This is a genomic window from Cognatundibacterium aquatile, from assembly GCF_014699135.1.
Taxonomy (GTDB): Bacteria; Pseudomonadota; Gammaproteobacteria; order Burkholderiales; family Burkholderiaceae_D; genus Undibacterium; species Undibacterium aquatile.
In genome coordinates this window covers 216953-241889 of sequence record NZ_JACOFT010000006.1, presented here as the reverse complement: position 1 = coordinate 241889, position 24937 = coordinate 216953, and the positions used below count along the sequence as shown (strand labels likewise).

The 24937-nt window shown below is 49.3% G+C and carries 20 protein-coding genes and 1 tRNA gene; 13 read left to right on the top strand and 8 right to left on the bottom strand.

Going from position 1 to position 24937, the window contains the following annotated elements; translation table 11 throughout:
- Nucleotides 1–8: 8 nt before the first annotated feature.
- The 3 genes from H8K26_RS16040 (at nucleotide 9) to H8K26_RS16030 (ending at nucleotide 3069) form a co-directional block, all read left to right on the top strand.
- Nucleotides 9–1052: a LacI family DNA-binding transcriptional regulator gene (locus H8K26_RS16040; RefSeq protein ID WP_190480836.1), complete on the top strand. Its 1044-nt coding sequence runs from the start codon at nucleotides 9–11 to the stop codon at nucleotides 1050–1052.
- A 57-nt stretch (nucleotides 1053–1109) separates the two neighbouring features.
- Entirely contained in the window at nucleotides 1110–2051 is a 942-nt protein-coding gene (locus tag H8K26_RS16035; RefSeq protein ID WP_190480835.1) for an aliphatic sulfonate ABC transporter substrate-binding protein, read from the top strand.
- An 88-nt stretch (nucleotides 2052–2139) separates the two neighbouring features.
- The gene (locus H8K26_RS16030) at nucleotides 2140–3069 is read left to right on the top strand and encodes a peptidylprolyl isomerase (protein ID WP_190480834.1); all 930 of its coding nucleotides are present in this window, start codon (nucleotides 2140–2142) and stop codon (nucleotides 3067–3069) included.
- A gap of 109 nt (nucleotides 3070–3178) precedes the next feature.
- Here H8K26_RS16030 and H8K26_RS16025 read toward each other — a convergent pair whose 3' ends face one another.
- The 6 genes from H8K26_RS16025 to aat all read right to left on the bottom strand — a co-directional run bounded on the left by H8K26_RS16025 (nucleotide 3179) and on the right by aat (nucleotide 8607).
- On the bottom strand, nucleotides 3179–3499 hold the full coding sequence (locus H8K26_RS16025) for a hypothetical protein (protein ID WP_190480833.1): 321 nt from the start codon (nucleotides 3497–3499) through the stop codon (nucleotides 3179–3181).
- Between the two features lie 347 nt (nucleotides 3500–3846).
- A complete protein-coding gene (locus tag H8K26_RS16020) occupies nucleotides 3847–4632 on the bottom strand; it encodes a substrate-binding periplasmic protein (RefSeq protein ID WP_190480832.1) in 786 nt (261 codons plus the stop codon).
- A gap of 230 nt (nucleotides 4633–4862) precedes the next feature.
- Complete coding sequence (locus tag H8K26_RS16015) at nucleotides 4863–5906, bottom strand: aldo/keto reductase (RefSeq protein WP_190480831.1); 1044 nt, start codon at nucleotides 5904–5906, stop codon at nucleotides 4863–4865.
- A gap of 48 nt (nucleotides 5907–5954) precedes the next feature.
- Entirely contained in the window at nucleotides 5955–7004 is a 1050-nt protein-coding gene (locus tag H8K26_RS16010; protein ID WP_190480830.1) for a quinone-dependent dihydroorotate dehydrogenase, read from the bottom strand.
- 140 nt (nucleotides 7005–7144) lie between these two features.
- Entirely contained in the window at nucleotides 7145–7873 is a 729-nt protein-coding gene (locus tag H8K26_RS16005; protein WP_190480829.1) for an arginyltransferase, read from the bottom strand.
- Nucleotides 7874–7890: 17 nt separating this feature from the next.
- Nucleotides 7891–8607, bottom strand: coding sequence for a leucyl/phenylalanyl-tRNA--protein transferase (gene aat / locus H8K26_RS16000; protein ID WP_190480828.1), 717 nt, complete (start codon nucleotides 8605–8607; stop codon nucleotides 7891–7893).
- Nucleotides 8608–8796: 189 nt separating this feature from the next.
- On the opposite strand from aat, the gene H8K26_RS15995 reads away from it, so the two are divergent.
- Entirely contained in the window at nucleotides 8797–9999 is a 1203-nt protein-coding gene (locus H8K26_RS15995; protein ID WP_190480827.1) for an ammonium transporter, read from the top strand.
- A gap of 123 nt (nucleotides 10000–10122) precedes the next feature.
- Here H8K26_RS15995 and H8K26_RS15990 read toward each other — a convergent pair whose 3' ends face one another.
- Nucleotides 10123–10695: an NUDIX hydrolase gene (locus H8K26_RS15990; RefSeq protein ID WP_190480826.1), complete on the bottom strand. Its 573-nt coding sequence runs from the start codon at nucleotides 10693–10695 to the stop codon at nucleotides 10123–10125.
- Nucleotides 10696–10834: 139 nt separating this feature from the next.
- Between H8K26_RS15990 and H8K26_RS15985 the strand changes: the two genes are divergently transcribed.
- The 9 genes from H8K26_RS15985 (at nucleotide 10835) to typA (ending at nucleotide 22174) form a co-directional block, all read left to right on the top strand.
- Nucleotides 10835–10911: transfer RNA gene (locus H8K26_RS15985), tRNA-Met, on the top strand.
- A gap of 286 nt (nucleotides 10912–11197) precedes the next feature.
- Nucleotides 11198–12019 (top strand): SMC-Scp complex subunit ScpB, encoded by an 822-nt coding sequence (scpB, locus tag H8K26_RS15980; RefSeq protein WP_190480825.1) that lies wholly within the window; start codon nucleotides 11198–11200, stop codon nucleotides 12017–12019.
- Nucleotides 12000–13580: a pseudouridine synthase gene (locus H8K26_RS15975; RefSeq protein WP_190480824.1), complete on the top strand. Its 1581-nt coding sequence runs from the start codon at nucleotides 12000–12002 to the stop codon at nucleotides 13578–13580. The genes scpB and H8K26_RS15975 overlap by 20 nt, the downstream gene beginning before the upstream one ends.
- Before the next feature lie 215 nt (nucleotides 13581–13795).
- Entirely contained in the window at nucleotides 13796–14281 is a 486-nt protein-coding gene (rimP, locus tag H8K26_RS15970; protein ID WP_186885702.1) for a ribosome maturation factor RimP, read from the top strand.
- Nucleotides 14278–15837 (top strand): transcription termination factor NusA, encoded by a 1560-nt coding sequence (gene nusA, locus H8K26_RS15965; protein ID WP_190480823.1) that lies wholly within the window; start codon nucleotides 14278–14280, stop codon nucleotides 15835–15837. The genes rimP and nusA overlap by 4 nt, the downstream gene beginning before the upstream one ends.
- A gap of 47 nt (nucleotides 15838–15884) precedes the next feature.
- Complete coding sequence (infB, locus tag H8K26_RS15960) at nucleotides 15885–18734, top strand: translation initiation factor IF-2 (RefSeq protein WP_190480822.1); 2850 nt, start codon at nucleotides 15885–15887, stop codon at nucleotides 18732–18734.
- 58 nt (nucleotides 18735–18792) lie between these two features.
- A complete protein-coding gene (gene rbfA, locus H8K26_RS15955; protein WP_186885705.1) occupies nucleotides 18793–19182 on the top strand; it encodes a 30S ribosome-binding factor RbfA in 390 nt (129 codons plus the stop codon).
- A gap of 35 nt (nucleotides 19183–19217) precedes the next feature.
- Nucleotides 19218–20150 (top strand): tRNA pseudouridine(55) synthase TruB, encoded by a 933-nt coding sequence (truB, locus tag H8K26_RS15950; RefSeq protein ID WP_190480821.1) that lies wholly within the window; start codon nucleotides 19218–19220, stop codon nucleotides 20148–20150.
- Nucleotides 20151–20338: 188 nt separating this feature from the next.
- A complete protein-coding gene (typA, locus tag H8K26_RS15945) occupies nucleotides 20339–22174 on the top strand; it encodes a translational GTPase TypA (RefSeq protein ID WP_186885707.1) in 1836 nt (611 codons plus the stop codon).
- Nucleotides 22175–22510: 336 nt separating this feature from the next.
- Here the strand turns inward: typA and H8K26_RS15940 are convergent, their stop codons facing one another.
- A complete protein-coding gene (locus tag H8K26_RS15940; protein WP_190480820.1) occupies nucleotides 22511–24604 on the bottom strand; it encodes an acyltransferase family protein in 2094 nt (697 codons plus the stop codon).
- Nucleotides 24605–24937 lie beyond the last annotated feature (333 nt).

Below are 24937 nucleotides of genomic sequence, written 5' to 3'. Positions count from 1 at the left end.
ATGCAGAAATGACGCAGGAAAACGGAACCCGAAAACGACGTGGCTCAGGCCGCGCGACCATACACGATGTCGCTAAAGTTGCTGGCGTCGGCTCAATTACGGTGTCACGCTATTTCAAGCAACCCGACACGGTATCGGAGGCATTGCGAGAGCGCATCCGCAGTGCAGTCAGCGCTTTGAACTACGTGCCGAATCTGGTGGCGGGAGGTCTGGCTTCGACCCACGGGCGGATTATCGGCATGGTGATACCGAATATTTCCGGCCCGATTTTTGCCAATACCATACAGAGTTTCAGTGATGTGCTGACGGCGCATGGCTATCAGCTGTTGCTGGCATCGAGCTATTTTTCTGAAGCTCAGGAAGAAAGAGCAGTACGTACTTTTCTGGGATGGTCGCCAGCGGCGCTGGCGGTCACCAGTCAGTATCACAGCAAGGCAACCGGGCAATTACTGGCATCAGCCAATATCCCCGTAGTTGAAACCTGGGATTACGCACCGCGACGCAAACATATACAAGTCGGTTTTTCGCATACAGAAGTAGGGCGTCAGGCAGCCCGTTATTTGCTGGGCAAAGGATATCGCCGGATTGCGTTCGTACAAAACAGCGTGGCGAGCGATGAAAGTGCAATTGACCGGCGCGATGGATACGCTGAAGTGATGCGTGAACATGGCTTGAAGCCCTGGATGTTTATACCAACTGCCGCCACACCATTTGAGGCAGGAAAGCAGGCAATGGAAGCGCTGGCTTTACGTCAGCGCGGGGCGGCAGAAGCGATTATTTTTGCTAACGACAATCTGGCGGCATCAGCGATTCTTGCCGGGCAGCGCGCTGGTATACGCATGCCGGAACAATGTGCGATCGTTGGTTTTGGTGACTATGCCATGTCCTCCATGTTGCTGCCGAGTCTGACGACGATACGGCCACCGGCGAAAGAAATTGGTGAGATTGCCGCCCTCAGAATTCTGGAAAGTCTGGGCGAAACTCCTTTATCCGGGCGTTTACAAAGATTGAATTTGCTGGCTTGTGAATTAGTGGAACGCGAAAGCGCCTGAGCGATAGGCTTACAACTGAGTGGCACAAGCAAGTGTCACAAATGAGAAAGAGACATCATGAAAAAATTAGTGAAGCTGAGTCTGTTTTTATACAGCCTGCTCCTCACCGTTACTGCTGCCGCGGACGATAAAGTGATAGGCATCGGCTTTCAGAAGGGCAGCGGTTTGCTGTCTGTGTTGAAAGCGCAGGGAACATTGGAAAAATCGCTGAGTGCGCAGCAGCTCAAGGTGAAATGGATAGAGTTTCCAGCCGGGCCGCAATTGCTGGAGGCTTTACACGCGGGGAATGTGGATTTTGGTCTGACTGGCGCACCACCGCCGATTTTTGCACAAGCGGCCGGGGTCGATTTACTCTATGTCGGTGCTGAACCCGCGTCGCCATCTGCGGAAGCGATAGTGGTCGCTAAGGATTCTCCATTAAAAACGGTGGCTCAGCTAAGAGGAAAAAAAGTCGCCTTTCAAAAAGGCTCCAGTTCAAATTTGCTGGTGTTAGCGGCGCTGCGCAAAGCGGGTCTGAGTATGCAGGATATTCAGCCCGTCTATCTTGCACCGGCAGATGCGAGAGCGGCGTTTGTGAGTGGCAGTATCGATGCGTGGGTCATCTGGGATCCTTATCTGGCAGCGGTTCAGCATAGTTTGCCAGTCCGGGTGCTGGCTGACCATCAAGGCTTGTTGTCGGCGAATAGTTTTTATGACGCCTCCCGTCGCCTTGCGGAAAAATCGCCAGCCGCGCTGAATATCATTCTGAACCAGTTGGCGCAGACCGGTGCGTGGGCGCGAGCGAATCCACAATTATTGGCCGGTATCATCGCGCCGCAATTAGGGTTGCCGCCCTCCGTTATCGAAACCTGGCAGGCGCGTAGTCGCTATGGGGTTGTGCCTGTCAGTGCAGATATTGCTGCGCGTCAGCAGGAAATCGCTGATCTGTTTTATCAAAATAAACTGATCCCCAAGCCTGTCAATATCCGCCAGCAGGTGTGGCTGTGGAATCCCAAATAATCAGGCGTGTTTTTGTATTTCTTTTATATTTTTTGTATTAACATCAGGCGGGTTTAGTCGTTCTTTTAATTTCTTCCGGAGCCCGTTTATGTCTTCACGTCGTACTGTTGTTGCCTCCTGCATTTTTATCGGAACCACGCTTGCCACGCTGAGCTTTGCGTTTCCGGCGCTGGCTAAAGATGCCGTGTTGAAATCGGCAAAGACCATGCCCGAGTTGATCAAGGCATCATCGCCTGCAGACTGGCGTGCGCTGAATCCGGAAAACACCTTGTATCTGGAGTTGGAAAAAGGCCGTGTCGTGATCGAGCTGGCACCGGATTTCGCTCCGCAACATGCGGCGAATATCAAGGCACTGATACGCGAAGGCTATTTCGACGGTTTAGCCATTGTGCGTTCACAGGAAAATTATGTCGTGCAATGGGCGGACCCGGATGAAAAACGCGAACTGAAGACCGCGAAAAAAAATCTGGAGCCGGAATTTACAGTGCCTTATTCCTCACAATTGCCATTTACCCGCTTGCCTGATGCGGATGGTTATGCGCCACAGGTGGGACATGCGAATGGCTTTGCCGCAGGCAGAGATCCTAAGACGGGCAAAGCGTGGCTGGCACATTGTTATGCCAGCGTTGGTGTCGCACGCGGAAATGAATCGAATAGCGGCAGCGGCACATCTTTGTATGTGGTGACCGGCCATGCACCACGTCAGTTAGACAGAAATATCACGGTAGTCGGGCGCGTCATGCAGGGCATGGAATTGCTGACCACGCTGCCACGCGGCACAGGCGCGCTGGGGTTTTATGAAAAGCCGGAACAGCGCACACCGATCGTCGCGGTGAAAGTGGCTGCTGATGTGCCGGAAGCAGAACGCAGCAAACTGGAAATCATTCGTACTGAATCTGCGACGTTTAAAGCGATTGTCGCAGCACAGAGAAATCGCGGCGGTGAATGGTATAAAGTCCCTGCCGGATATATAGATTTATGCAATGTGCCTTTACCGGTAAGGCAGCAAAAAAACTGAAAAAATACTGAAGTTTTTCTTGCTGTTGAACTGTTTCAGTCAGTATCCACAAATAAAAAAAGCACATTGAATGTGCTTTTTTTATTGAGAGGAAAAATTCACTCTGGCATTACTGAATTTTTTCTGTCTTATTTTCTGTCACCGCACCCGCCGGTTTTCTGAGTGCATCCAGACCTGGCGGGTTGGCATTGAACCACAGCCACCCAGTATCGATTGCACGATGTCTGAGGCTCCATTGATTGAAACTGGCACGTACAAGTATCACAGATAATAAGCAGATAGACAGCGCGCAGACAAGTCCGAAGGCGTATAACAGGACTTTCCAGTACGGCACACCAGGTACTGCACTTTGCGCAAACATCAGAATAATGCCTGTGAGTGCGAACAGACAAATCAGGGACTTGCTCAGGGTAGATTGCAATCGCAGCACGTTGATACTCCTTACGTTAGTTGAACAAACTTAGTTCTCAATTCCCGGGAAAATTTAACGATCAACAGAGGCATCAATTTACCCAAGATGAGAAAAAAACCTGAGCTCGCGCCCATCAATAAAATACTTAAAGCCATTTGCGCGCCGCCAGCCGAAGGGGGAATATACGAACGTATCACGAACCAGCATATTCCAGACATCGACAGACTAAGAATACCGATTGTTAGTTGAAACCATTTGCGAAGTTCGATTGGCATTGATTTTTCCATGGTGGGAATTTTCATTTGAAATGCAGCTAAGTCAGGTTATATCAGTAGTATCAATAAAACAAGTGCAAAATGTACGGGCTATTTCATATATTGATCATTCATCGCATCCAGAGTTTTATCCTTTTTCATTTCTTCCATGGCTTTGTTGAAGGCGACGATGATCCTGGAATAATCCTTTTTCTTATTGAATGCCAGATAGCTAGGGACAGATTCAACACTGGGACTCAGTTCTCTGACTTTGTCCGCTACGCCCGCTTTTTTTGCGGCGCTCAGAAAGACATCCCGATAACTCGGCGCCAGGTCAAAGCGTTCTGCTGCCAGCATCTTGACTAAGGAATCTATGCTGATCGTTTTGCTGACGTTACTCCACGCACCTGTATTGATCATGCCATCAATTTTTTCGCCGTAACTGGTGCTCTGAATGACACCGATTTTTACCGGTGCTAATTTTGATAAGTCGCCGTCAAACTGGATCGTGGAATTTGTGCGAACGAACAGCGCTTCAACCTGGGTCATGACGGGTATGGCGGTGAAACTTAGAAATGCTTCACGTTCGGGGGATTTGAACGAAGAAAAAACGCCATCAACGGTGCCATCGCGCGCTTCTGAAAGGCAACGCGCCCACGGTTTTAATTCTATTCTGATTGGATAGCCAGCACGGCGGAACGCCTCGGTAACGATATCGACCAATAGTCCTGCAGGTTTGCCATTTTCCATGTAGGCCGTTGGCCGGCTATCTGCCGCGGCCAGAACCAGCGTCTCGGCCTTTGCTGTGCGGATTGCGGAAACAGCGAGCAAGGAAATAAAAAAAATCGCCAGAAGCCGGTGCGTCCATTTTGCATTGGTATCAGTTTTCTGATGCATCTGATGGCGCTCCTCAGTGGCTAAGGATCTGGTTTGGTCTGACAAAAAAACACGCAGGCATCTATCAAACCACAGAGACAGACAGCATTTGTCGACGGTTTTTAATATAACTTTTGAAACATCCTACCTCAAAAAAAAGCTTGATCGATTTTATTGATGGAACGGAGCGGGCAGGCGTATCGGTGCCAGTACGTCTGCCCGCAAGAGCGTTTGGATTGATGTGCGTAGTATCACTGCGCTGGATTATGGCTTTCTGCGTGGATTTTTTCTATCGCGGCAATCAGCTCGTCGCTGAGTTCGACTTCGTAAGCATCAATATTTTCTTTGAGTTGTTTCAGGCTGGTCGCACCGATGATGGTGCTGGCGACGAACCAGCGTGAGTAACACCAGGCGAGCGCGAGTTGGGTTGGCGTCAGGCCATTCGCGCGTGCCAGATCGGCGTAGCGTTTTGCCGTTTCTAATACCAACGGACGGGTGTAACGCGGGCTCCAGCTGGGCGGGAACAAGGTTAGCCGACCATGCGCATTCAGGTCATCGGCATATTTGCCAGTCAGTTGACCGAATGCCAGCGGGCTGTAGGCAAGCAGGCCGACATTTTCGCGGAAGCAGGTTTCATCCAGCCCTTGTTCAAAAGCGCGGTTCATCAGGTGATAAGCATTCTGTATCGAAGCGATGCGTGGGGCGTTTTGTTTTTCTGCCTGATGGATAAATTCGCTGACGCCCCAGGAGGTTTCATTTGAGACGCCGATGGCGCGGATTTTTCCTGCTTTGACCAGTTCATCCAATACGCTCAGCGTCTCTGCAATCGCGGTATGCGGGCGTTCCAGCGCCGGATCAAATTGTTTTTGTCCGAAGATAGGCGCGTTGCGACTCGGCCAGTGCAATTGATATAAATCGATGTAATCGGTTTGCAGTCGTTTGAGGCTGGCATCAACGGCGGCGCGGATATTGGCTGCATTCAGATCATTGTGGCCGTTACGTATCCATGGCATGCCACGGGCAGGCCCCGCGACTTTGGTGGCAAGAATAATGTCGCGGCGTTTGCCGGATTTTTTGAGCCAGCTGCCGATGTATTGTTCGGTTTTTCCTTGCGTTTCGGCGCTCGGCATGACCGGATACATTTCTGCCGTGTCGATAAAATTGATGCCGCGTGCCAGAGCGTAATCGAGCTGGTTGTGCGCCTCGGCTTCGGTGTTTTGTTCACCGAATGTCATGGTGCCGAGGCAGATTTTGGATACTTTTAAATCACTGTTGCCGAGGTGTGTTGTTTGCATTTTTTCTCTCAACGATCATTCATCAAACATTGTTCCAGCATTTTTAAATTAATACGAGCGTACGTTGTGCAACGCTGCGGCGCATTCCCTGATCAGCGCCGGGCCTTGATAAATCAGGCCGGAATACAGTTGTACGAGTGAAGCGCCTGCCTGTATTTTCGTCACTGCGTCCTCGCCGGAAAAAATGCCGCCGACGCCGATGATGGGCAATTCTTCGCCGAGTTCTGCTTTCAGTGCGCGGATCACGCGATTCGATAATTCAAACACGGGTTTGCCAGATAAACCGCCAGCTTCTTCTGCATGTGGCAGACCTTGCACCGCATCGCGGGTGATCGTGGTATTGGTGGCGATGACGCCATCCATCTTGTGACGCAACAGCGCATCGGCGATGGTTTTGATTTGCTCGGCATCGATATCCGGTGCAATTTTCAGCGCCACCGGCACATAGCGTTTGTGTTGATCGGCCAGGCGTTGCTGGGCATCCTTGAGTTGCGACAACAGACTGTCTAACTCGCCCGCACCTTGTAACTGGCGCAGGTTTTTGGTGTTCGGTGAAGAAATATTCACCGTCACATAACTCGCGTACGGATACACTTTTTGCAGGCAGTGCAGATAATCTTCGGCGGCACGTTCTATCGGCGTGTCGGCGTTTTTGCCGATGTTCAGGCCGAGCACACCTTGCTTTTCCTGATAAAAGCGCGATGACTGCACATTGTTGACGAATGCATCAACGCCGCCGTTGTTGAATCCCATACGGTTGATGATCGCTTCTGCTTTTGGCAGGCGGAACATGCGTGGCTGTGGATTACCCGGCTGCGCACGCGGCGTGACGGTGCCGATTTCTATCGAGCCAAAACCGAGCGCGGCGAGGCCGTCGATGTAGGCGCCGTCTTTGTCCAACCCCGCCGCCAGCCCGACAGGATTTGGGAAATGCACCCCCATGACAGTACGCACATCGGCGGCTGGTTTGCTGATCAGACCGCCAAGACCGAGATGGCAGAGTCCGCGTAGTGCAGGCAAGGCAAAGTGGTGGGCGGCTTCCGGTTCCATTGCGAACAGTAGCGGACGTGCCAGCGAGTAAAGTAAGTTATTTGCCATGATATTTATAAAAAATGGGGGGTATATAAGAAAAAAGCCGAATTGTCAGCGTAAATAGTGGGCTTTAAAAAATACTGGGGGGAGTATATTTGAGCTGTTTTTCCGCATTTTGATGTGTTTTCAGATGATTCTCAGACTGATTACGCCGCCAGCGTTTGCCATTGTCCATGCATCAGCGCGTCAAGCGGCCTGAAATTGGTTTTGTAAGCCATCTTGGCGCTGGCGGCAATCCAGTAGCCAAGGTAAACATAGGGCAGTTTTAATTCTTTGCTCTGCCGAATTTGCCATAAGACGTTGTAGGTGCCATACGAGGCGGCTGTTTCATCCGGTTCAAAAAACGTGTAGACAGAAGACAAGCCGTCGCTCAGTACATCGATGATGCTGACCATTTTCAGCACATGGTGTTCATCGCGGAATTCAACCAGTCGTGTATTGACCCGACTTTGCAACAGGAACTGCGCGTACTGTTCACGGCTGTCCGTATCCATGCCACCGCCAGCATGACGCTGATTCTGGTAGCGCTGATACAGTTCATAGTGCTCATGCGAATACGCGAGTGTCGTGACGCGCGGCACCAGGTTGGCGTGTTTTTTCCATGCCCGACGCTGACTGCGGTTTTCGTTGAACTCATCGACCCGCACTCTGACCGGGGTACAGGCATTGCAGGTATCGCAATACGGCCGGTAAATAAAAATACCACTACGCCGGAAACCTTTTCTGACCAGTTCTGAATACGTGTCTGCATTGATCAGATGCGCCGGTGTTGCTACTTGCGAACGCGCCTCCAGTCCTTCCAGATAGCTGCAAGGGTAGGGCGCGGTTGCATAAAACTGTATGCTGGCAAAAGGAAGTTCGTTGAGTTGCGTCACGGTGATTTACTTTGCTGTCATTGATATAGCGCCCTCAGCGGTTGCCATTCCTCGATCATCGGTTGTGTGGTCGCCTGTGCTATCCATTGGATAAAGTCGGCGCGGGCGATAGGTTTCGCGCCCAGTGAAGCCAGGTGCGCTGTCTCTTGCTGGCAGTCTATCATTTTCACCCCGTGTTCACGTAAGAAAAATACCAGATGACTCAGCGCAATTTTAGAGGCATTCGATACCCGCGCAAACATGGATTCGCCATAAAACATGCGGCCGATGCAAACGCCGTAAGCACCGCCGACTAATTCACCATCGAGCCAGACTTCGGATGAATGTGCATAGCCTAGCTGATGCAGGCCGCAGTAGCCCGCCACGATGTCTTCGGAAATCCAGGTGCCGTTGCCATCTTTACGCGGTGCCGCACAGGCGCGCATGACTTGTTCAAAGGCTGAGTCAAAGCGAATTTCCCAGCGGGTATCGGTACGGATTTTTTTTAAGCTCTTTTTCAGACTGTCTGAAATCCTGAAGTCAGACGTTTGCAGCACCATGCGCGGGTCGGTGGACCACCATAATATGGGCTGGCCTTCAGAAAACCACGGGAAAATACCTTGTTTGTATGCCATCAAAAGGCGTTGCGGCGACAGATCGGCACCTGCCGCGAGCAGACCCGCAGCACCATCGCGATCAGTGAGTGCCGTTGCCGCATCTGGAAAGGGCGATTCCGCTTCTAACCAGGGAATCATTGTGATCCTTTCTGGCGTTGCACTAAAACAGCGCTTTTTGTGAGTGCAAAATGCCTGTGCATGGTGCGTGTTAAATTGATATTATCCATAAAATTCAATAACTTAAGGTGTTTGCACCAAATTGGAATATTTATTGCTTTATCTGTGTAAAACTAATTAAGAAGTGCACACTTAAGGGGAGGTATCAGCATGAACGTACAAATAGATGGCGCCAATGCTTTGTTTATTTTGCTTGGTGCAATCATGATTCTAGCAATGCATGCGGGATTTGCGTTTCTGGAGTTAGGTACCGTGCGTAAAAAAAACCAGGTCAATGCGCTGGTGAAGATTATTGTCGATTTTGCGGTATCGACGATTGCTTATTTCTTTGTCGGTTACAGCATCGCTTATGGTATCCAGTTTTATTCCGGCGCCGAAGTGCTGGTCGCAAAAAACGGTTTTGAGCTGGTGAAGTTTTTCTTTTTACTGACCTTTGCGGCGGCGATACCGGCGATTATTTCCGGTGGTATCGCTGAGCGCGCCAAGTTTTATCCGCAATTGATTGCGACGGCGGTACTGGTTGGTGTTTTATATCCTCTGTTTGAAGGCATCGCCTGGAATCATCGCTTCGGCATTCAGGACTGGCTGAAAGCAGCGTTTTCTGATGAGTTTCACGATTTTGCCGGTTCTGTGGTGGTGCACGCTTTTGGCGGATGGGTCGCGTTGCCTGCTGTGTTGTTGCTGGGCGCGCGGCGCGGCCGGTATATGAAAAATGGCGCGATTGCTGCGCACCCGCCTTCCAGCATTCCGTTTCTGGCGCTGGGCGCGTGGATATTAACGGTGGGCTGGTTCGGCTTCAACGTCATGAGCGCGCAGACACTGGATAAGATGAATGGCCTGGTGGCGATTAACTCTCTGATGGCGATGGTGGGCGGTACGCTGGTCGCTTTGCTGATGGGGAAGAATGATCCCGGCTTTGTGTATAACGGCCCGCTGGCTGGGCTGGTCGCGGTTTGCGCAGGCTCTGATCTGATGCATCCTTTGGGGGCGTTGATCACTGGCGGTGTGGCTGGTGCTATTTTTGTCTGGATGTTTACCTGGACGCAAAATAAATGGAAGGTGGATGATGTGCTCGGTGTCTGGCCTTTGCATGGCTTGTGCGGCGCATGGGGCGGAATTGCTGCCGGGATTTTTGGTCAGAAGATGCTGGGTGGGCTGGGCGGCGTCAGTTTATTATCGCAAGTCTTTGGTACCGTGCTCGGCATTGTGATTGCGTTTTCCGGCGGTTATGCGATTTATGGTTTGCTGAAAAAAACTATGGGCATACGTCTGGATCCTGAGCAGGAATTTGAAGGTGCCGATTTGTCGATACATAAAATTTCATCAACGGCAGAGCGCGAATCCAGTTGGTGATTTCGGGCGAAATTCGTTGCGAAATTGGCTGGACATCAACAAGATTAATAATGTGCGGTTAATAAAAAAGGGTGGAATTTCCACCCTTTTTTGTTTCGTTTCATTTTTATCCCGGTTTATTGCTCAGCCTTCTTGCTGCATAGGTTTAAAGATGTCATGAGCATAGAGTCGATAACATTCGCCCTTCTGCGCGCGGCGATAGTTTTCAAAGAAAAATTTCAGGGTGTAACTGATGGTGGGAAAGGCAATGTCATCCCAGGGAATTTCTTTTTCAGAAAACAGTTGCACGGCTAGACTTTCAACCCCAGCCGCATAATTCAGATCGAGTAAAGTGGCACGATAAAACAGGTGCACCTGATGCACGTGTGGCACATTCAGAATAGAAAATAAGTCATGCAACTCAATATTGGCCCCGGCCTCTTCCTCAGTTTCTCTTTGTGCGGCCTGCGCGGTGGTTTCATTGTTTTCCATGAATCCGGCCGGTAAGGTCCAGTAGCCATAGCGCGGCGCAATCGCCCGTTTGCACAGCAGGATTTTTAATTCACCGTTCTCTTCCCATACCGGAATTGAGCCAACGACCATCTTGGGGTTTTGATAGTGAATGGCGCCGCAAGACGTGCAGACGAAACGTTCACGGGTATCGTCAGCGGGTATCTTCAGCTCGACGGGGGCCGCGCAGTCGGAACAGAATTTCATGGTGAATGGCGAAAAAATTAAGCAATTTCAGCAGTGTATCAATTCATTGTGCGTTTGGCGTGCTTTGGCCGGTAATTGAAATCGCATGGCGAAAGATTTGCGCAAAGCAGCAAAAACGTGTATAGTCTATCTCTTCAGACGCGGGGTGGAGCAGTCTGGCAGCTCGTCGGGCTCATAACCCGAAGGTCGTAGGTTCAAATCCTGCCCCCGCAACCAGAATTACAAAAAAAGCCGCGTTATTACGTGGCTTTTTTTACTTTGAACGATGATTTATTTTTGATTGTCTTCCTGAATCTGGACTACAATCTAGCATCTACTAATTTGATGGGTTGGGCGTGCAGATTGCGTCCTGAAAATACACCCTGATCTGGCCCGCTTGATGGGCGTCGACACCTGAATGGGTTGCGACAAAATTAAATGCATAAAGGTGTGGGTTGAAGCTGGTTTGTTCATGCTTCGTCCTGCTGTATGACATCTATTAAACCCGTGTAATTATATTTGCATGAATACTGCTGAGGCAAAGCGAGTCCTCGAAACAGCCTTGTTATGCGCGCTTGAGCCGCTGACGGTGAATTCTATGAAGAAGCTGTTTCAGGAAACTGACGATCAAGGTGATGTGGTTGGTGCTGATACCATCAAGTCGATGCTGGAAGATTTGCGTCTCGATTGGTCGGATAAAGGTATAGAGCTGGTCGGTCTGTCGAATGGCTGGCGTTTTCAGAGTCGTCCTGAAATGCGCGCCTATATTGATCGGCTGAATCCTGAGAAGCCGCCCAAATACTCAAGAGCAACGATGGAAACCCTGGCCATTATCGCTTATCGCCAACCTGTGACGAGGGGTGATATCGAGGAAATTCGCGGCGTGACTGTTGCTTCGCAAATGATCAAGGCACTGGAAGATCGTTGTTGGATTGAGGTGATTGGTCATCGCGACGTTCCGGGTCGACCAGCATTGTTCGCAACGACCAAGCAGTTTCTAAGTGATCTTGGTCTGGCCTCGCTGGATCAGTTGCCACCTTTGCAGCAAATTACCAAGGATGCGTCAGAGGACTCTGTTGAGTTATCCGTGGCTGAGCCTGTATTGAGTGGTCTTGCGGATCAGTTGAGCGCGGGTGCGCAAGAGAGTTTAAGTTTGATGCAATCCTCTTCTGATGAGATTGCGTCTGAGCGGGAAGTTGATGGCGACGTCGTTGATGTTGAGCTTTCTGCTGTTGGAAAATTAAGTGATCAGGCTGCCGAAGAGTCGGTGCCAGATATGGAGCCGGGTGCTGATCAGCTTCAGCAGCCTCAAATAGAATTAAAGAATGAATCAAATGAATCCTGAAGATGTGAAAGCCGATCAGACGCAAAGCGATGCTGATAATGGGAAGCAAGTGAAGCGCGGCGTGCGCGGTCCTCGTAATATGCGCAGAACGCGTGCCAAGTCTGATCTTGCTGCGCCGGTCGATGCAACTGGGTCTGGAGGTGCTGAGTTTGGCGCTGCTACGCCTGATGCTGGTGAACGTCCGGCTCGTACGCCAAACCAGAATCGTCAGCGCAAGCCGCGCGCCGATCGTCCTGATAGTGGGCAGTCGTCTTCGCGCGCTGAACGTCCTCCGCGTGAAGCTGGTGCAGGTGTGCGCGGTAATGGGCGTCGTCCACAGCAGGCGAAAGCTGGTCGTCGTGATGCTGCGACTCCAGATGATGTATTTTCATTCGTCACTTCTGAAGCGTTTGACGCGGATGTCACTGAGGATGATAAAACGAAGGGCCGGGGGCGCAACGCTAAGCCTGTGCGTCGCGACTTGACTGCTGATGATGATGCGCCGAAGTTGCACAAGGTGTTGGCGGAGGCGGGTCTTGGTTCGCGTCGCGATATGGAGGATTTGATTGTTGCTGGGCGTGTTTCAGTTAATGGCGAGCCCGCGCATATCGGTCAGCGAATTTTGCCAACAGATCAGGTGCGTATCAATGGTAAGCCGATTATGCGCAAAGTGAGTAAAAAGCCGCCGCGCGTCCTGATTTACCATAAGCCTGCTGGTGAAATTGTCAGTACGAACGACCCAGAAGGGCGCAATTCGGTATTTGAAAGTCTGCCGACGATGAAGGTTGGTAAGTGGTTGGCGGTCGGTCGACTGGATTACAACACGGAAGGGTTGTTGTTATTTACAACCTCTGGTGATCTGGCGAACCGTCTGATGCATCCTCGTTATGGCATCGAGCGCGAATACGCCGTGCGTACCCTGGGTGAGTTGGAAGAGGGTATGCGTCAGCGTTTGCTGGCAGGTGTTGAGCTGGAAGATGGCTTGGCGCAGTTCTCCAAAATTACCGATGGCGGCGGTGAGGGTGTGAATAAATGGTATCGGGTGATTATTGGTGAGGGGCGTAATCGTGAGGTGCGCCGCATGTTTGAGGCGGTTGGTCTGACTGTTTCACGTCTGATTCGTACTCGTTATGGTGCGATGACATTGCCTGCTAATCTGAAGCGTGGTCGCTGGGAGGAGTTGGGGGAGGATGCGGTGCGTAGTCTGCTGAAATTAAGTGGGCTCGAAAAAACGGCTTCTGATAAGCCTGCGGCAAAAAGTGGCAAAACCTATGGCAGTAAAGTGCCGTTTGGTGTGACTCCTTTTACGCAAAAGCAACCGTCTTTCCCTATGTCTGGCGGGCGCGGTGAATATAGTGCAGGTCGTGGCGGCAACGCAAATGGCAATAAGTCTGGTGGTGCTGGCAACTACGGAAATGGTGCCGGAGGTACTGGTAATAAACGCAGCAGACAACCTGATCCACTGCAAACAGCGCTGGGATTCCCTGATGCTGGTCAGCAACGACGCGGGCCGACAGCCAGAGGAAGTGGGCAGGCGATAGGACAAGGGATTGCGGCGCGCAGACGTTCACGTGGTGCTTGATTTTGTGGTATGAATTGTCGTGGTTTTGCCCTGTTTTCCATTGCGATGGGGTAAATAATCGTTTATAATCTGGCAGTTAGTAGATTATGCCTGATATGTTGTTTGACTCGGGTGCTACGAAAAAAGATGGGCAGTTGCCCATTTTTTTTTGGTCTTATCGTTTGATATGCCTGAGTTTTCGTATGTGTACAGGTTTGTGACTTTCGGAGAATAGTTTGGTTTTGTTGGATTTAATAGAGAAGACTGTCAACGGCACTGGATATGATCTGGTGGATTTTGAACAGGCTGAACGTGGCTTGTTCAGAGTGTACATCGATTTTTTACCGGACGACATTGAGAAGGGCAATATCACAGTCGAAGATTGTGAGAAAGTCAGTCATCAATTGTCGCATGTGTTGACGGTTGAAAATGTTAATTACAATCGTCTGGAAGTGTCTTCGCCGGGCCTAGACAGGCCGCTGAAGAAACTTGCGGATTATGTGCGTTTTGCGGGTGAAAAAGCGACAGTAAAATTACGCATGCCTTTGCCCGGTACGCCAAACCGTAAAACTTTCGAAGGCATATTACATGAGCCTGAAGGTGATAATCTGAAGCTGGAATTTGAAGTAAAAGATGGGTCGGCTCTGCTGGAGTTTTCGCTCGCCGATGTGGATAAGGCACACCTGGTGCCACAAGTGGATTTTAGGAGTCGCAAAGCATGAGTCGTGATTTGTTGTTATTGGTTGATGTGCTGGCACGCGAAAAAAATGTCGATGAAGAAGTTGTTTTCGGCGCGCTCGAGCATGCTTTGGCGCAAGCGACAAAAAAGCGTTTTCCAGGTGAAGTAGATATTCGCGTTGAAATTGATCGCGACACTGGTGAGTTTCGCTCATTCCGCCGCTGGCATGTGGTTCCTGATGAGGCTGGCTTGCAGCTGCCAGATCAGGAAATTCTGCATTTCGAAGCGGTCGAAGATGACGCCGAAATTCAGATTGGTGACTATATCGAAGAAGAAATCGAGTCTGTTGATTTCGGGCGCCGTTTTGCACAAGATACCAAGCAAGTGGTATTGCAGCGCATTCGTGATGCTGAGCGTGAACAAATTCTGGCGGACTTCCTTGAGCGCGGCGATTCTCTTGTTACCGGTACGATTAAACGTATGGAGCGTGGTGACGCGGTGGTTGAGTCTGGTAAAATTGAGGCTCGCCTGCCACGCGATCAGATGATTCCTAAGGAAAATCTGCGTGTTGGTGATCGTGTCCGTGCATATATTTTGCGTATTGATCGCAATGCTCGCGGACCACAGGTGATCTTATCCCGTACAGCACCCGAATTCATCATGAAATTGTTTGAGCTGGAAGTGCCCGAAATTGAACAGGGTTCTCTGGTAATCAAGTCTGCAGCTCGCGACCCAGGTGTTCGCGCGAAAATCGCTGTTTATACTGCCGATAAACGTATTGATCCTATTGGTACCTGCGTTGGTATGCGTGGTTCCCGCGTTCAGGCTGTGACTGGTGAGCTCGGCGGCGAGCGCGTTGATATCGTGTTGTGGTCCGAAGATCCAGCTCAATTTGTCATTGGCGCATTGGCACCGGCGAATGTGTCGTCCATCATGGTGGACGAAGATAAGCATGGTATGGATGTGGTGGTTGACGAAGAAAATCTTGCGATTGCCATAGGCCGTAGCGGTCAGAATGTACGTCTCGCAGCTGAATTGACTGGCTGGCAAATTAATATCATGACAGCAGAAGAATCTGCCAACAAAGCAGAGCAGGAAACTGCCGGTATCCGTGCTTTGTTCATGGAAAAACTGGATGTTGATCAGGAAGTTGCTGAAATTCTGGTGGAAGAAGGATTCTCCAGTCTGGAAGAGATCGCTTATGTGCCTATCACTGAAATGCTGGAAATTGAGGCATTTGACGAAGATACGGTTACTGAATTGCGTAACCGTGCACGTGATGCGCTTTTGACGGAAGCGATCGCTTCTGAAGAAGGCCTGGAAGGCATGGATGATGAACTGATCAACCTCGAAGGTATGACACGTGTGACCGCTGGCAAGTTGGGACTGGCTGGCATCAAGACACTGGCAGCTTTTGCTGGTTTGGCATACGACGAATTTGGCGCGATTTTGGCATTGTCTGCCGACCGTTCACGCCATTTAATTAAAGAAGCATTTGAAGATGTGACCGATGATGAGATGAAACTCATCGACGCTAAATATGATGATCAGGCCAAGGTTTTGTTAGCCAATGCCTGGAAACTCGTAGAAGCAAAGTAATTCACGGGTTTCATATTCATAACGCGCACATAGAAAAAGAGGACTGAATGGCGAGTAACAACGTTGCCCAATTTGCCACCGAGCTGAAAATGTCAGCGGATTTGTTGCTCACGCAATTGCGTGGGGCAGGTGTCGAAAAAAATTCGACGTCAGATTCATTGACAAAGGAAGATAAAGACCGATTGCTGGAACATTTGCGTCGTTCGCATGGATCTTCGGTTGACATTGAAAAGAAAAAAATCACTGTGACTCGTAAAGAGACAACGGAGATTAAGCAGGCGGATGCTACAGGCAAATCTCGCACCATTCAGGTTGAAGTTCGTAAGAAGCGTACGTTCGTCAAACGCGATGAAGTGGTCGCGGATGACGCGGCGGCGCGGACTGTAGCAGCAGAGCCTGAAGAGCCAGCGGTCAGCGAGGAAGATGCGCGCCGCGAGGCTGAGTTGATTGCACGACAAGAAGCTGAGCTGCGTGAAAAGCAGGAGCGACTTGCTAAGCTGGAAGCCGAAAAAGAAGCGCAGGCAAAAGCAATGCGTGAAGCGGCTGAAGCTGAAGCGGCAAAAGCGGCAGCAGATCAATTGAAGGCAGAGCAAGCGGCGGCAGCAGCTGCAGCAGCAAAAACTGTGGAAGTGAAGCCTTCCCAGTCAGATGAAGAGAAAAAACGTTTGGACGCAGAAGAAGCAAAGAAAAAAACTGCCTTAGAAGCAAAAGAGGCGGCTGATCGTGCAGCAGCAACAGAAAAAGCAAGAAAAGCAGTGGCTGACGAAGTTGCGCAGATCAAAGAAATGATGAATGCAGCGCGTCGGCCTGTGAAGGCTGCACCACCTGCGCCTGCAGTTGCCCCTAAGGCTGAAGGTACTTTGCATAAGCCTGCCGATAAAAAAGCCGGCGATAAAAAGCCAGTTGCGGCAAGTGCAGACAAGAAAGACGAGAAAAAACCGGCTGTTGGTGATAAGAAAGCGATTAAATCCGCGAATGTATCTTCAACCTGGCAGGAAGATTCTAAAAAACGTAGCGGTGGCCTGAAAACTCGCGGTGATACTTCCGGTGGTCGCGACGGCTGGAAAGGCGGTCCTAAAGGACGCCGCAACAGTCATCATGAAGAGCGTGAATCGAACTTCCAGGTACCTGTCGAAGCGATTGTGAAAGATGTGTTTGTACCTGAAACACTGACAGTGGCGGAGTTAGCGCACAAGATGTCCGTGAAGGCATCTGAAGTCATCAAACATTTGATGAAATTAGGTCAGATGTGCACGATTAATCAGGTGCTCGATCAGGAAACAGCAATGATTCTGGTTGAGGAAATGGGGCATAAAGCATTCGCTGCAAAACTCGATGATCCGGAAGCACTGCTGACGGATGTTGCTGAACACGCTGAGTACGAGTCCTTCCCGCGCGCGCCGGTAGTGACGGTGATGGGGCACGTTGATCACGGTAAAACATCGTTGCTGGATTATATTCGTCGCGCCAAAGTGGCATCTGGCGAAGCTGGTGGTATTACACAGCACATTGGTGCCTACCACGTTGAAACACCGCGTGGCATGATCACTTTCCTCGACACGCCGGGACATGAAGCATTTACTGCGATGCGTGCACGTGGTGCACAAGCGACCGATATCGTGATTCTGGTGGTGGCGGCCGATGATGGTGTGATGCCGCAAACAAAAGAAGCGATTGCACATGCAAAAGCGGCTGGCGTGCCACTCGTGGTTGCCATCAATAAAATTGATAAACCGGGTGGCAATGCAGATCGCGTGACTCAAGAACTGATCGCTGAAAGCGTCGTTCCAGAGGAATACGGTGGAGATTCACCGTTCGTCCAGGTGTCTGCAAAAACCGGTCTGGGCATAGACTCACTGCTGGAAAACGTTTTGCTGCAAGCGGAAGTGCTGGAGTTGAAAGCGCCGAAAGATGCGCCAGCCAAAGGTTTGGTTGTTGAAGCACGTCTGGATAAAGGTCGTGGTACGGTTGCAACTATTCTGGTGCAGTCTGGTACTCTGAAACGTGGTGATGTCGTCCTGGCTGGTTCTTCTTACGGCCGCGTTCGTGCGATGCTGGATGAGAATGGCGTCAACATTACCGAGGCTGGTCCATCGATTCCTGTAGAGATTCAGGGTCTGACAGAAGTGCCAGCGGCTGGTGAAGAAGTGATGGTGATGGTTGATGAGCGCAAAGCACGTGAAATTGCTTTGTTCCGTCAAGGTAAATTCCGTGATGTTAAACTGGCTAAGCAGCAGGCCGCTAAACTCGAAAACATGTTTGAAAACATGGGCGAGGGTGAAGTTAAAAATCTGCCTATCATCGTCAAAACCGACGTACAAGGTTCGCAGGAAGCTCTGGTTCAGTCTTTGCAGAAATTGTCTACCAGCGAAGTGCGTGTACAGGTTGTACACGCGGCAGTTGGTGGTATCTCTGAAAATGACGTCAATCTGGCGGTTGCCTCTAAGGCCGTTATTATTGGCTTTAACACCCGCGCTGATGCGTCTGCACGTAAGCTGGCCGAGTCGAATGGTGTGGATATTCGCTACTACAACATCATTTACGATGCAGTCGATGAAGTCAAAGCGGCCTTGTCTGGCATGTTGGCTCCGGAAAAACGTGAGCAGATCATCGGTATGGTTGAAGTTAAACAGGTATTCCTGGTCAGCAAAGTCGGCGCTATCGCAGGCTGTCTGGTCACTGATGGCGTGGTCAAGCGTACATCGTCAGTTCGTCTGTTGCGTAATAATGTGGTGACCTGGACTGGTGAGCTGGATTCCCTGAAGCGTTACAAAGATGACGCTAAAGAAGTTCGCGCTGGTATGGAGTGTGGTTTGTCGCTGAAAGGCTATAACGACATTCAGGTTGGCGATAACCTAGAAATATTTGAAGTACAGGAAATTGCACGTACTCTGTAATTCAAGCCAACCCCGGCCCAGGCCGGGGTTGTAGTTTATAGAGGCAAAAAAATAATTTATGGCAAAACATAGTAAAAATATACCGGGACGTGGTTTGCGCGTTGCAGATCAGATTCAGAAAGATCTGGCTGAAATTATCTGGTCTGAGTTAAAAGACCCGCGCGTCGGCATGATCACGCTGACGGAAGTGCAGCTCACGCCCGATTATGCACACGCAAAAATTTTCTTCACGACCTTGGCGGATGATGCTGTCGCAATCAAAGCAACCAATGACGCGCTGACACGTGCCGCTGGTTTCCTGCGAGCCCAATTGGGTTTGCGTTTGCATATCCACACTCTGCCGCAATTGCACTTCATCCACGACACATCAACAATACGTGGCATGGCCATGTCTAAGCTGATTGATGAAGCGAATGCCACTCGCGCTAAAGACGACGGCGAAAACTGATCTCTGACCGGAGTTCGCTCCGGTTTTCCAGGCTTATGACAACTCAGATTAAAAAACGTCCCCGTGTTCCTGTGCACGGCGTCTTGCTATTGGATAAACCGGTTGGCTTTTCCAGTAATGACGCATTGATAAAAGCAAAGCGCTTTCTGAATGCGATGAAAGCCGGTCACACGGGCACGCTGGATCCATTTGCAACCGGCTTACTGCCTTTGTGTTTTGGTGAAGCGACCAAATTTTCGCAGGATTTGCTGGAAGCGGATAAAACGTATACGACAGTTGTGCATCTTGGCATTACTACCACGACCGGCGATACTGAAGGCGATGTGCTTGAGACGAAAAGCGTTGATGTCACTGAAGAGCAGATACGGCAGGTGTTGACACAATTCACAGGCCCGATTGCGCAGGTTCCTCCTATGTATTCGGCACTGAAGCGTGATGGCAAGCCTTTGTATGAGTATGCGCGGGCGGGCGTCACACTGGAACGCGAAGCGCGCAATGTGGTGATTCATGAGTTGGAATTTCTTGGCTATGATGCTCCGTTGCTCAGCCTCAAAGTGAAGTGCAGCAAAGGGACGTATGTCCGCGTACTGGGTGAGGATATCGGCGCTGCGCTCGGATGCGGTGCGCATCTGAAAGAATTGCGCCGTATTCAGGTCGGCCATCTGGTATTGGAGAAATCGATTACGCTGGACTATCTGGAGTCTCTGCCTGAAGAACAGCGTTTGGCTTTACTTGACCCTGTTGATGCCTTGCTGTCGAGTTTTCCTCCTGTGCATTTGAATGAGGAATTAGCCCGACGTTTTCTGCATGGACAAAGGCTGGCGTTGGGTAAAGAAACTGTCAGCCTGCCACCGGTGACCGGCAGAGTCCGTGTGTATCGCGATACTGACGGGCAATTACTGGGTTCTGCTCAGCTACAGGAATTCGGTATTCTTGCACCGGAGCGCCTGATTAATACGCAGGAATAATATTTATCCGCACAAAGGAATGATCTGATGATGTTGTGCGGCAGGCGTGATGGATGCCTGAAGTGCCTATCATCATTTCCGTTGTCATCGCTTTGTAGCAACTCCTTGAAATAATAGGCGTTTTATGCTTTTGCGTTGCAGCATGTTATAATCGTCGGTTATCCGATTTACCCCAAATGAACGTTACCATGTCCACTACAAAACGCGCTATTCGTAACATCGCCATTATCGCTCACGTCGATCACGGCAAAACCACACTGGTTGACCAATTATTGCGTCAATCCGGTACTTTCCGCGAAAACCAACAGGTCGATTCCCGCGTGATGGATTCGAATGATATCGAAAAAGAACGTGGTATCACGATTCTGTCCAAAAACTGCGCAGTGGAATACAAAGGCACGCACATCAACATCGTTGATACCCCGGGCCATGCTGACTTTGGTGGTGAAGTGGAACGTGTATTGTCTATGGTTGACAGCGTTTTGTTGCTGGTGGATGCGCAAGAAGGCCCAATGCCACAAACACGTTTTGTGACACGTAAAGCACTCGCGCTGGGTCTGAAGCCTATCGTCGTTGTGAACAAGATCGACCGTGAAAATGCTGATCCGCAAAAAGCAGTTAACGCGACTTTCGAATTGTTCGACAAGCTCGGCGCAACGGATGAACAACTGGATTTCCCGATTGTTTATGCATCCGGTTTCAAAGGTTATGCAGGTCTGGAAGACACCGTGCGTGACGGTAACATGGAGCCATTGTTTGATGCGATCCTGAAACACGTTCCTGCGCGTGAAGATGATCCGAATGGTCCGCTGCAATTGCAGATCACCTCGCTGGAATACTCTTCTTACGTTGGTAAGATCGGCGTTGGCCGTATCCTGCGCGGTAAAGTTAAAGCCTTGCAAGATGTTGTTTGGATGAACGGTCCTGACGATAAGCCAACGAAGGCACGTATCAATCAGGTACTGACTTTCAAAGGTCTGGATCGCGTACAAGTGGATGAAGCACTGGCTGGCGATATCGTGCTGATCAATGGTATCGAAGAAATTGGTATTGGCTCGACTATTTGCGCGCCAGATGCGCCAGAAGGCTTGCCTATGCTGAAGATCGATGAGCCTACTTTGACGATGAACTTCATGGTTAACAGCTCGCCGCTGGCTGGCCGCGAAGGTAAATTCGTGACTACCCGTCAGATCCGCGATCGTCTGGAAAAGGAATTGAAATCGAACATGGCGTTGCGCGTTGTGCAGGCTGAAGGTGATGATTCCACATACGAAGTTTCTGGTCGTGGTGAGTTGCATCTGACAATTCTGATCGAAAACATGCGTCGTGAAGGTTTCGAGCTGGCTGTATCCCGTCCACGTGTCGTATTCAAAATGGTCGATGGCGTACGTCATGAGCCATACGAAAATCTGACCGTTGACGTTGAAGAAACGAACCAGGGTGGCGTGATGGAAGAATTGGGTCGTCGTCGTGGCGATCTGCAAAACATGGAACCGGACGGTAAAGGTCGCGTGCGTTTGGAATACCGTATTCCAGCACGTGGTCTGATCGGCTTCCAGGGCGAATTCATGACGTTGACACGTGGTACAGGTTTGATGAGTCACGTGTTTGATGACTACGCACCAGTGGATAACACCAAAGGCGAATTGGCTGGCCGTCGCAATGGCGTGTTGATTTCTCAAGATGACGGCGCTGCTGTTGCTTATGCGATCTGGAAACTGCAAGATCGCGGCCGTATGTTCGTCAGCCATAACGATCCAGTGTACGAAGGCATGATCATCGGTATCCATTCCCGTGACAATGACCTCGTGGTTAACCCGATCAAAGGTAAACAGCTGACCAACGTTCGTTCCTCCGGTACGGATGAGGCGGTGCGCTTGGTGCCACCAATTCAAATGTCTCTGGAATATGCGGTTGAGTTTATTGAAGATGACGAACTGGTGGAAGTAACACCGAAGAGCATCCGTTTGCGCAAGCGTTTCCTGAAAGAACACGAGCGTAAAAAAGCTTCCCGCGAAGCGTAATCCCGACAGGATTTATCCGGGCAATAAAAAACCGCAGCTTAGTCTGCGGTTTTTTGTTTAATAAATCCAGGTTTATAGGCTATGCATTTTTCAGGCAGGTGGTTGGATTTGCCGTCGCACTATTCAGACTCTCCCCCTCCAAAAAAAAATAATTTGGGGTTGCTGCTTCGACGAGTCGAAGTGTTTTTTCTCAATTGCCAGTTTTGGGGTTGTGTGAGTGATGGACAGGCTGGACGGTTTGCCTTTATGTAAAGAGATACGTTCACCACTGTATCTATAGAAATTCATCTTGTGAGTCGTTTGTTTTAGCAAAATATTTTGATCTGGTAAGTTGATTCAGAATGAACGCTCAACTTTTACAATAACGATCATATCTGGCTTCCTGTCAGCCTTGGCGAGGTTGGCAGGCAAATCTTTAAGCTTTTCTGACCAGTGGCCAACATAATAAATTTCCTTGAAAGTCGCGTTAAAGTATTGCTTTAAAGAGCCTGCGAATGAATCACCAACAACCCAAATATATTTGTCTGACAGTGGTTTCTGGTTATAAATAATCTCGGCTGTGCCGAATGCTGATTCATGTTCATTTGGAATTTTATATTTATTCAACTGTGGCTTATTTTTCCAGATCACTTCCCAATTATCTTCTTTGTGCAGTGGAAAATTTTTTAAATTAGAAAGACCGATCAGGTCTCCAGCGTAAGTTGATTTATATTGAAAATTGACACCAGGCGTAGGTAAGTTAAACAATTTTGAGAAACCGGAATACGCCAAAAATGCGCCTTTGTTATTCCAGTGAGACTCCGTCATCCAATAAACAAGTCCTGCAGATTTTTTCGCGTTTAGTAAGTCATTTGTCGGATCATAAATCGTTAAATTGGGAATGGTTTTTAGTTCGTCCAAAAAGAAGCTTATATATCTCTTTTTGGATGGAACTAGTTCATCGGGCAAATATTCCGGATAAATACTGGATTTATCTGGCCCAACAAGTAAAACAGTTTTTATATTGTATTGGGCGCTCACCGTGGCAATACTTGAAAAACTCTCTTTTATGGCTGCAATATCGCTGCCGGTGGGAACAACGGCAAGTTGAAGCTTCTCAACCAACTTACCGTGAGCGTTACCTAAAAATAACCAGTCGCCTTTTCCTCTGAACCATGTTTCGGAGGCACCGAAAGCATGCTCAAAATCTCTTCTTTTGATGGTTGATTTGTCATATCCATGCGATTGCGCGAGAGCGGCTTTACTAACAAATAAGGCAGAAACTCCTGTTGCGATAATGAGGCCGCAAAGGATTGCGAGCGTGACCTTATTTTTATACATCCCAAACCTGAAGGGTTTTTCAATTACTTTTACTGTCAACCATGTGAGCAGGACGGAGAGTGGGATAGCGATAATTCTCGCGTCAAGACTTGGTGGGCCACTTCTTACGATTTTTATAAAAGACAGGATTGGCCAGTGCCACAGGTAAAGAGGGAGGCAGATCAAGCCAAACCAGATCGCCACTTTGTTTGACAAGAGAATACGGTTACTCCATGCCTGAGCTCTCGCAAAAATGATCAGCATTGCACCTGCTACAGGAATTAATTCCCAATTCCCCGGAAATGGCATGTCGCTGTTGATATGCGTAAAACCGTACGCCAAAAACATGAAGCCTGCGAAAGAAAATATATTGTATAAGGTTTTGCCGTCACTCTGACGCTTGCTGCTATAGAAAATAAAGTTAAAAAACTTGTCAAGTCTCTGTGTAAACTTGGAGAAATTTTCGTTTTTGTACACAGAAAGCCAAGCCAGTAAACTTCCGGATAACAGTTCCCAAAAGCGTGTATGCGGCGAGTAGAAGGTTGTCGTGGGATACTGCTCAATTCCCTTAATATTGAAGAAAAAAGAAATACTGGCAAAGAGAACGATGATGATAAAAATATTGAGTTTTCGCTTCCAGGAAAACCAAAGCAGTAGTGGCCAAAAGATATAAAACTGCTCCTCTATGTCCAGACTCCATAAGTGTAGCAATGGTTTGGTATCTGCTGAATTATCAAAATAACCAGCTTCACGCAATAACAGCAGATTTGACATAAAACCTGCGCCAGCAGCGATATGTTTGCTTAGCTGAATTAACTCATCGCCCAGAAGCGCAAGCCAGCCAAAAACAAAGCAAGCCACTAAAACGCATATCAGGGCAGGGAAGATGCGTTTAATACGTCTGGCATAAAACTCCTTAAAACTAAAAGTACCTTTTTCCAGGTTCTCAAGAATGATCGTCGTGATGAGATAGCCTGAGATCACAAAAAAGATATCTACACCTATAAAGCCACCTTTTACCCATTCTGGAAATGCGTGAAAAGCGACGACGGCTATAACAGCAATTGCGCGTAATCCATCAATGTCGGGGCGAAATTTGGGGTGGGAGAGAGGCTGGCTTGGAGATGTCATTAATACTCGATTACAGATGGTTCATTTGCTTCAAGATAACTACAGATAACAGACCGTAACGGCTGATAAAAAAATGTCAGATTATACATGCAACTTGATAATATTATCTACTTAATAATGTTCTTCTTATTTCAACTTGTTGCTATCGTTTATATCAAGTTCGCTAACTGGAACTACGTTGTTTTGCCTCGCCATTCGTAAATTGGTCGCAAAAATTTTGCTGAAATGACGGTGCTAAGTTGTGGTGCTAAGTGGGGTTGCTTGTACGAAAAACTATTTCCTCTTCTGGTCGTTCCATTTGATACATTCAATGGTTCTTTCCTGGTTCTGCGG

Bases quoted from the DNA above. Each gene is read 5' to 3' on its own strand.
- H8K26_RS16040 (WP_190480836.1), top strand. From the start codon at position 9: ATGACGCAGGAAAACGGAACCCGAAAACGACGTGGCTCAGGCCGCGCG.
- H8K26_RS16035 (WP_190480835.1), top strand. From the start codon at position 1,110: ATGAAAAAATTAGTGAAGCTGAGTCTGTTTTTATACAGCCTGCTCCTC.
- H8K26_RS16030 (WP_190480834.1), top strand. From the start codon at position 2,140: ATGTCTTCACGTCGTACTGTTGTTGCCTCCTGCATTTTTATCGGAACC.
- H8K26_RS16020 (WP_190480832.1), bottom strand. From the start codon at position 4,632: ATGCATCAGAAAACTGATACCAATGCAAAATGGACGCACCGGCTTCTG.
- H8K26_RS16015 (WP_190480831.1), bottom strand. From the start codon at position 5,906: ATGCAAACAACACACCTCGGCAACAGTGATTTAAAAGTATCCAAAATC.
- H8K26_RS16010 (WP_190480830.1), bottom strand. From the start codon at position 7,004: ATGGCAAATAACTTACTTTACTCGCTGGCACGTCCGCTACTGTTCGCA.
- aat (WP_190480828.1), bottom strand. From the start codon at position 8,607: ATGATTCCCTGGTTAGAAGCGGAATCGCCCTTTCCAGATGCGGCAACG.
- H8K26_RS15995 (WP_190480827.1), top strand. From the start codon at position 8,797: ATGAACGTACAAATAGATGGCGCCAATGCTTTGTTTATTTTGCTTGGT.
- H8K26_RS15990 (WP_190480826.1), bottom strand. From the start codon at position 10,695: ATGAAATTCTGTTCCGACTGCGCGGCCCCCGTCGAGCTGAAGATACCC.
- scpB (WP_190480825.1), top strand. From the start codon at position 11,198: ATGAATACTGCTGAGGCAAAGCGAGTCCTCGAAACAGCCTTGTTATGC.
- H8K26_RS15975 (WP_190480824.1), top strand. From the start codon at position 12,000: ATGAATCAAATGAATCCTGAAGATGTGAAAGCCGATCAGACGCAAAGC.
- nusA (WP_190480823.1), top strand. From the start codon at position 14,278: ATGAGTCGTGATTTGTTGTTATTGGTTGATGTGCTGGCACGCGAAAAA.
- infB (WP_190480822.1), top strand. From the start codon at position 15,885: ATGGCGAGTAACAACGTTGCCCAATTTGCCACCGAGCTGAAAATGTCA.
- rbfA (WP_186885705.1), top strand. From the start codon at position 18,793: ATGGCAAAACATAGTAAAAATATACCGGGACGTGGTTTGCGCGTTGCA.
- truB (WP_190480821.1), top strand. From the start codon at position 19,218: ATGACAACTCAGATTAAAAAACGTCCCCGTGTTCCTGTGCACGGCGTC.
- typA (WP_186885707.1), top strand. From the start codon at position 20,339: ATGTCCACTACAAAACGCGCTATTCGTAACATCGCCATTATCGCTCAC.
- H8K26_RS15940 (WP_190480820.1), bottom strand. From the start codon at position 24,604: ATGACATCTCCAAGCCAGCCTCTCTCCCACCCCAAATTTCGCCCCGAC.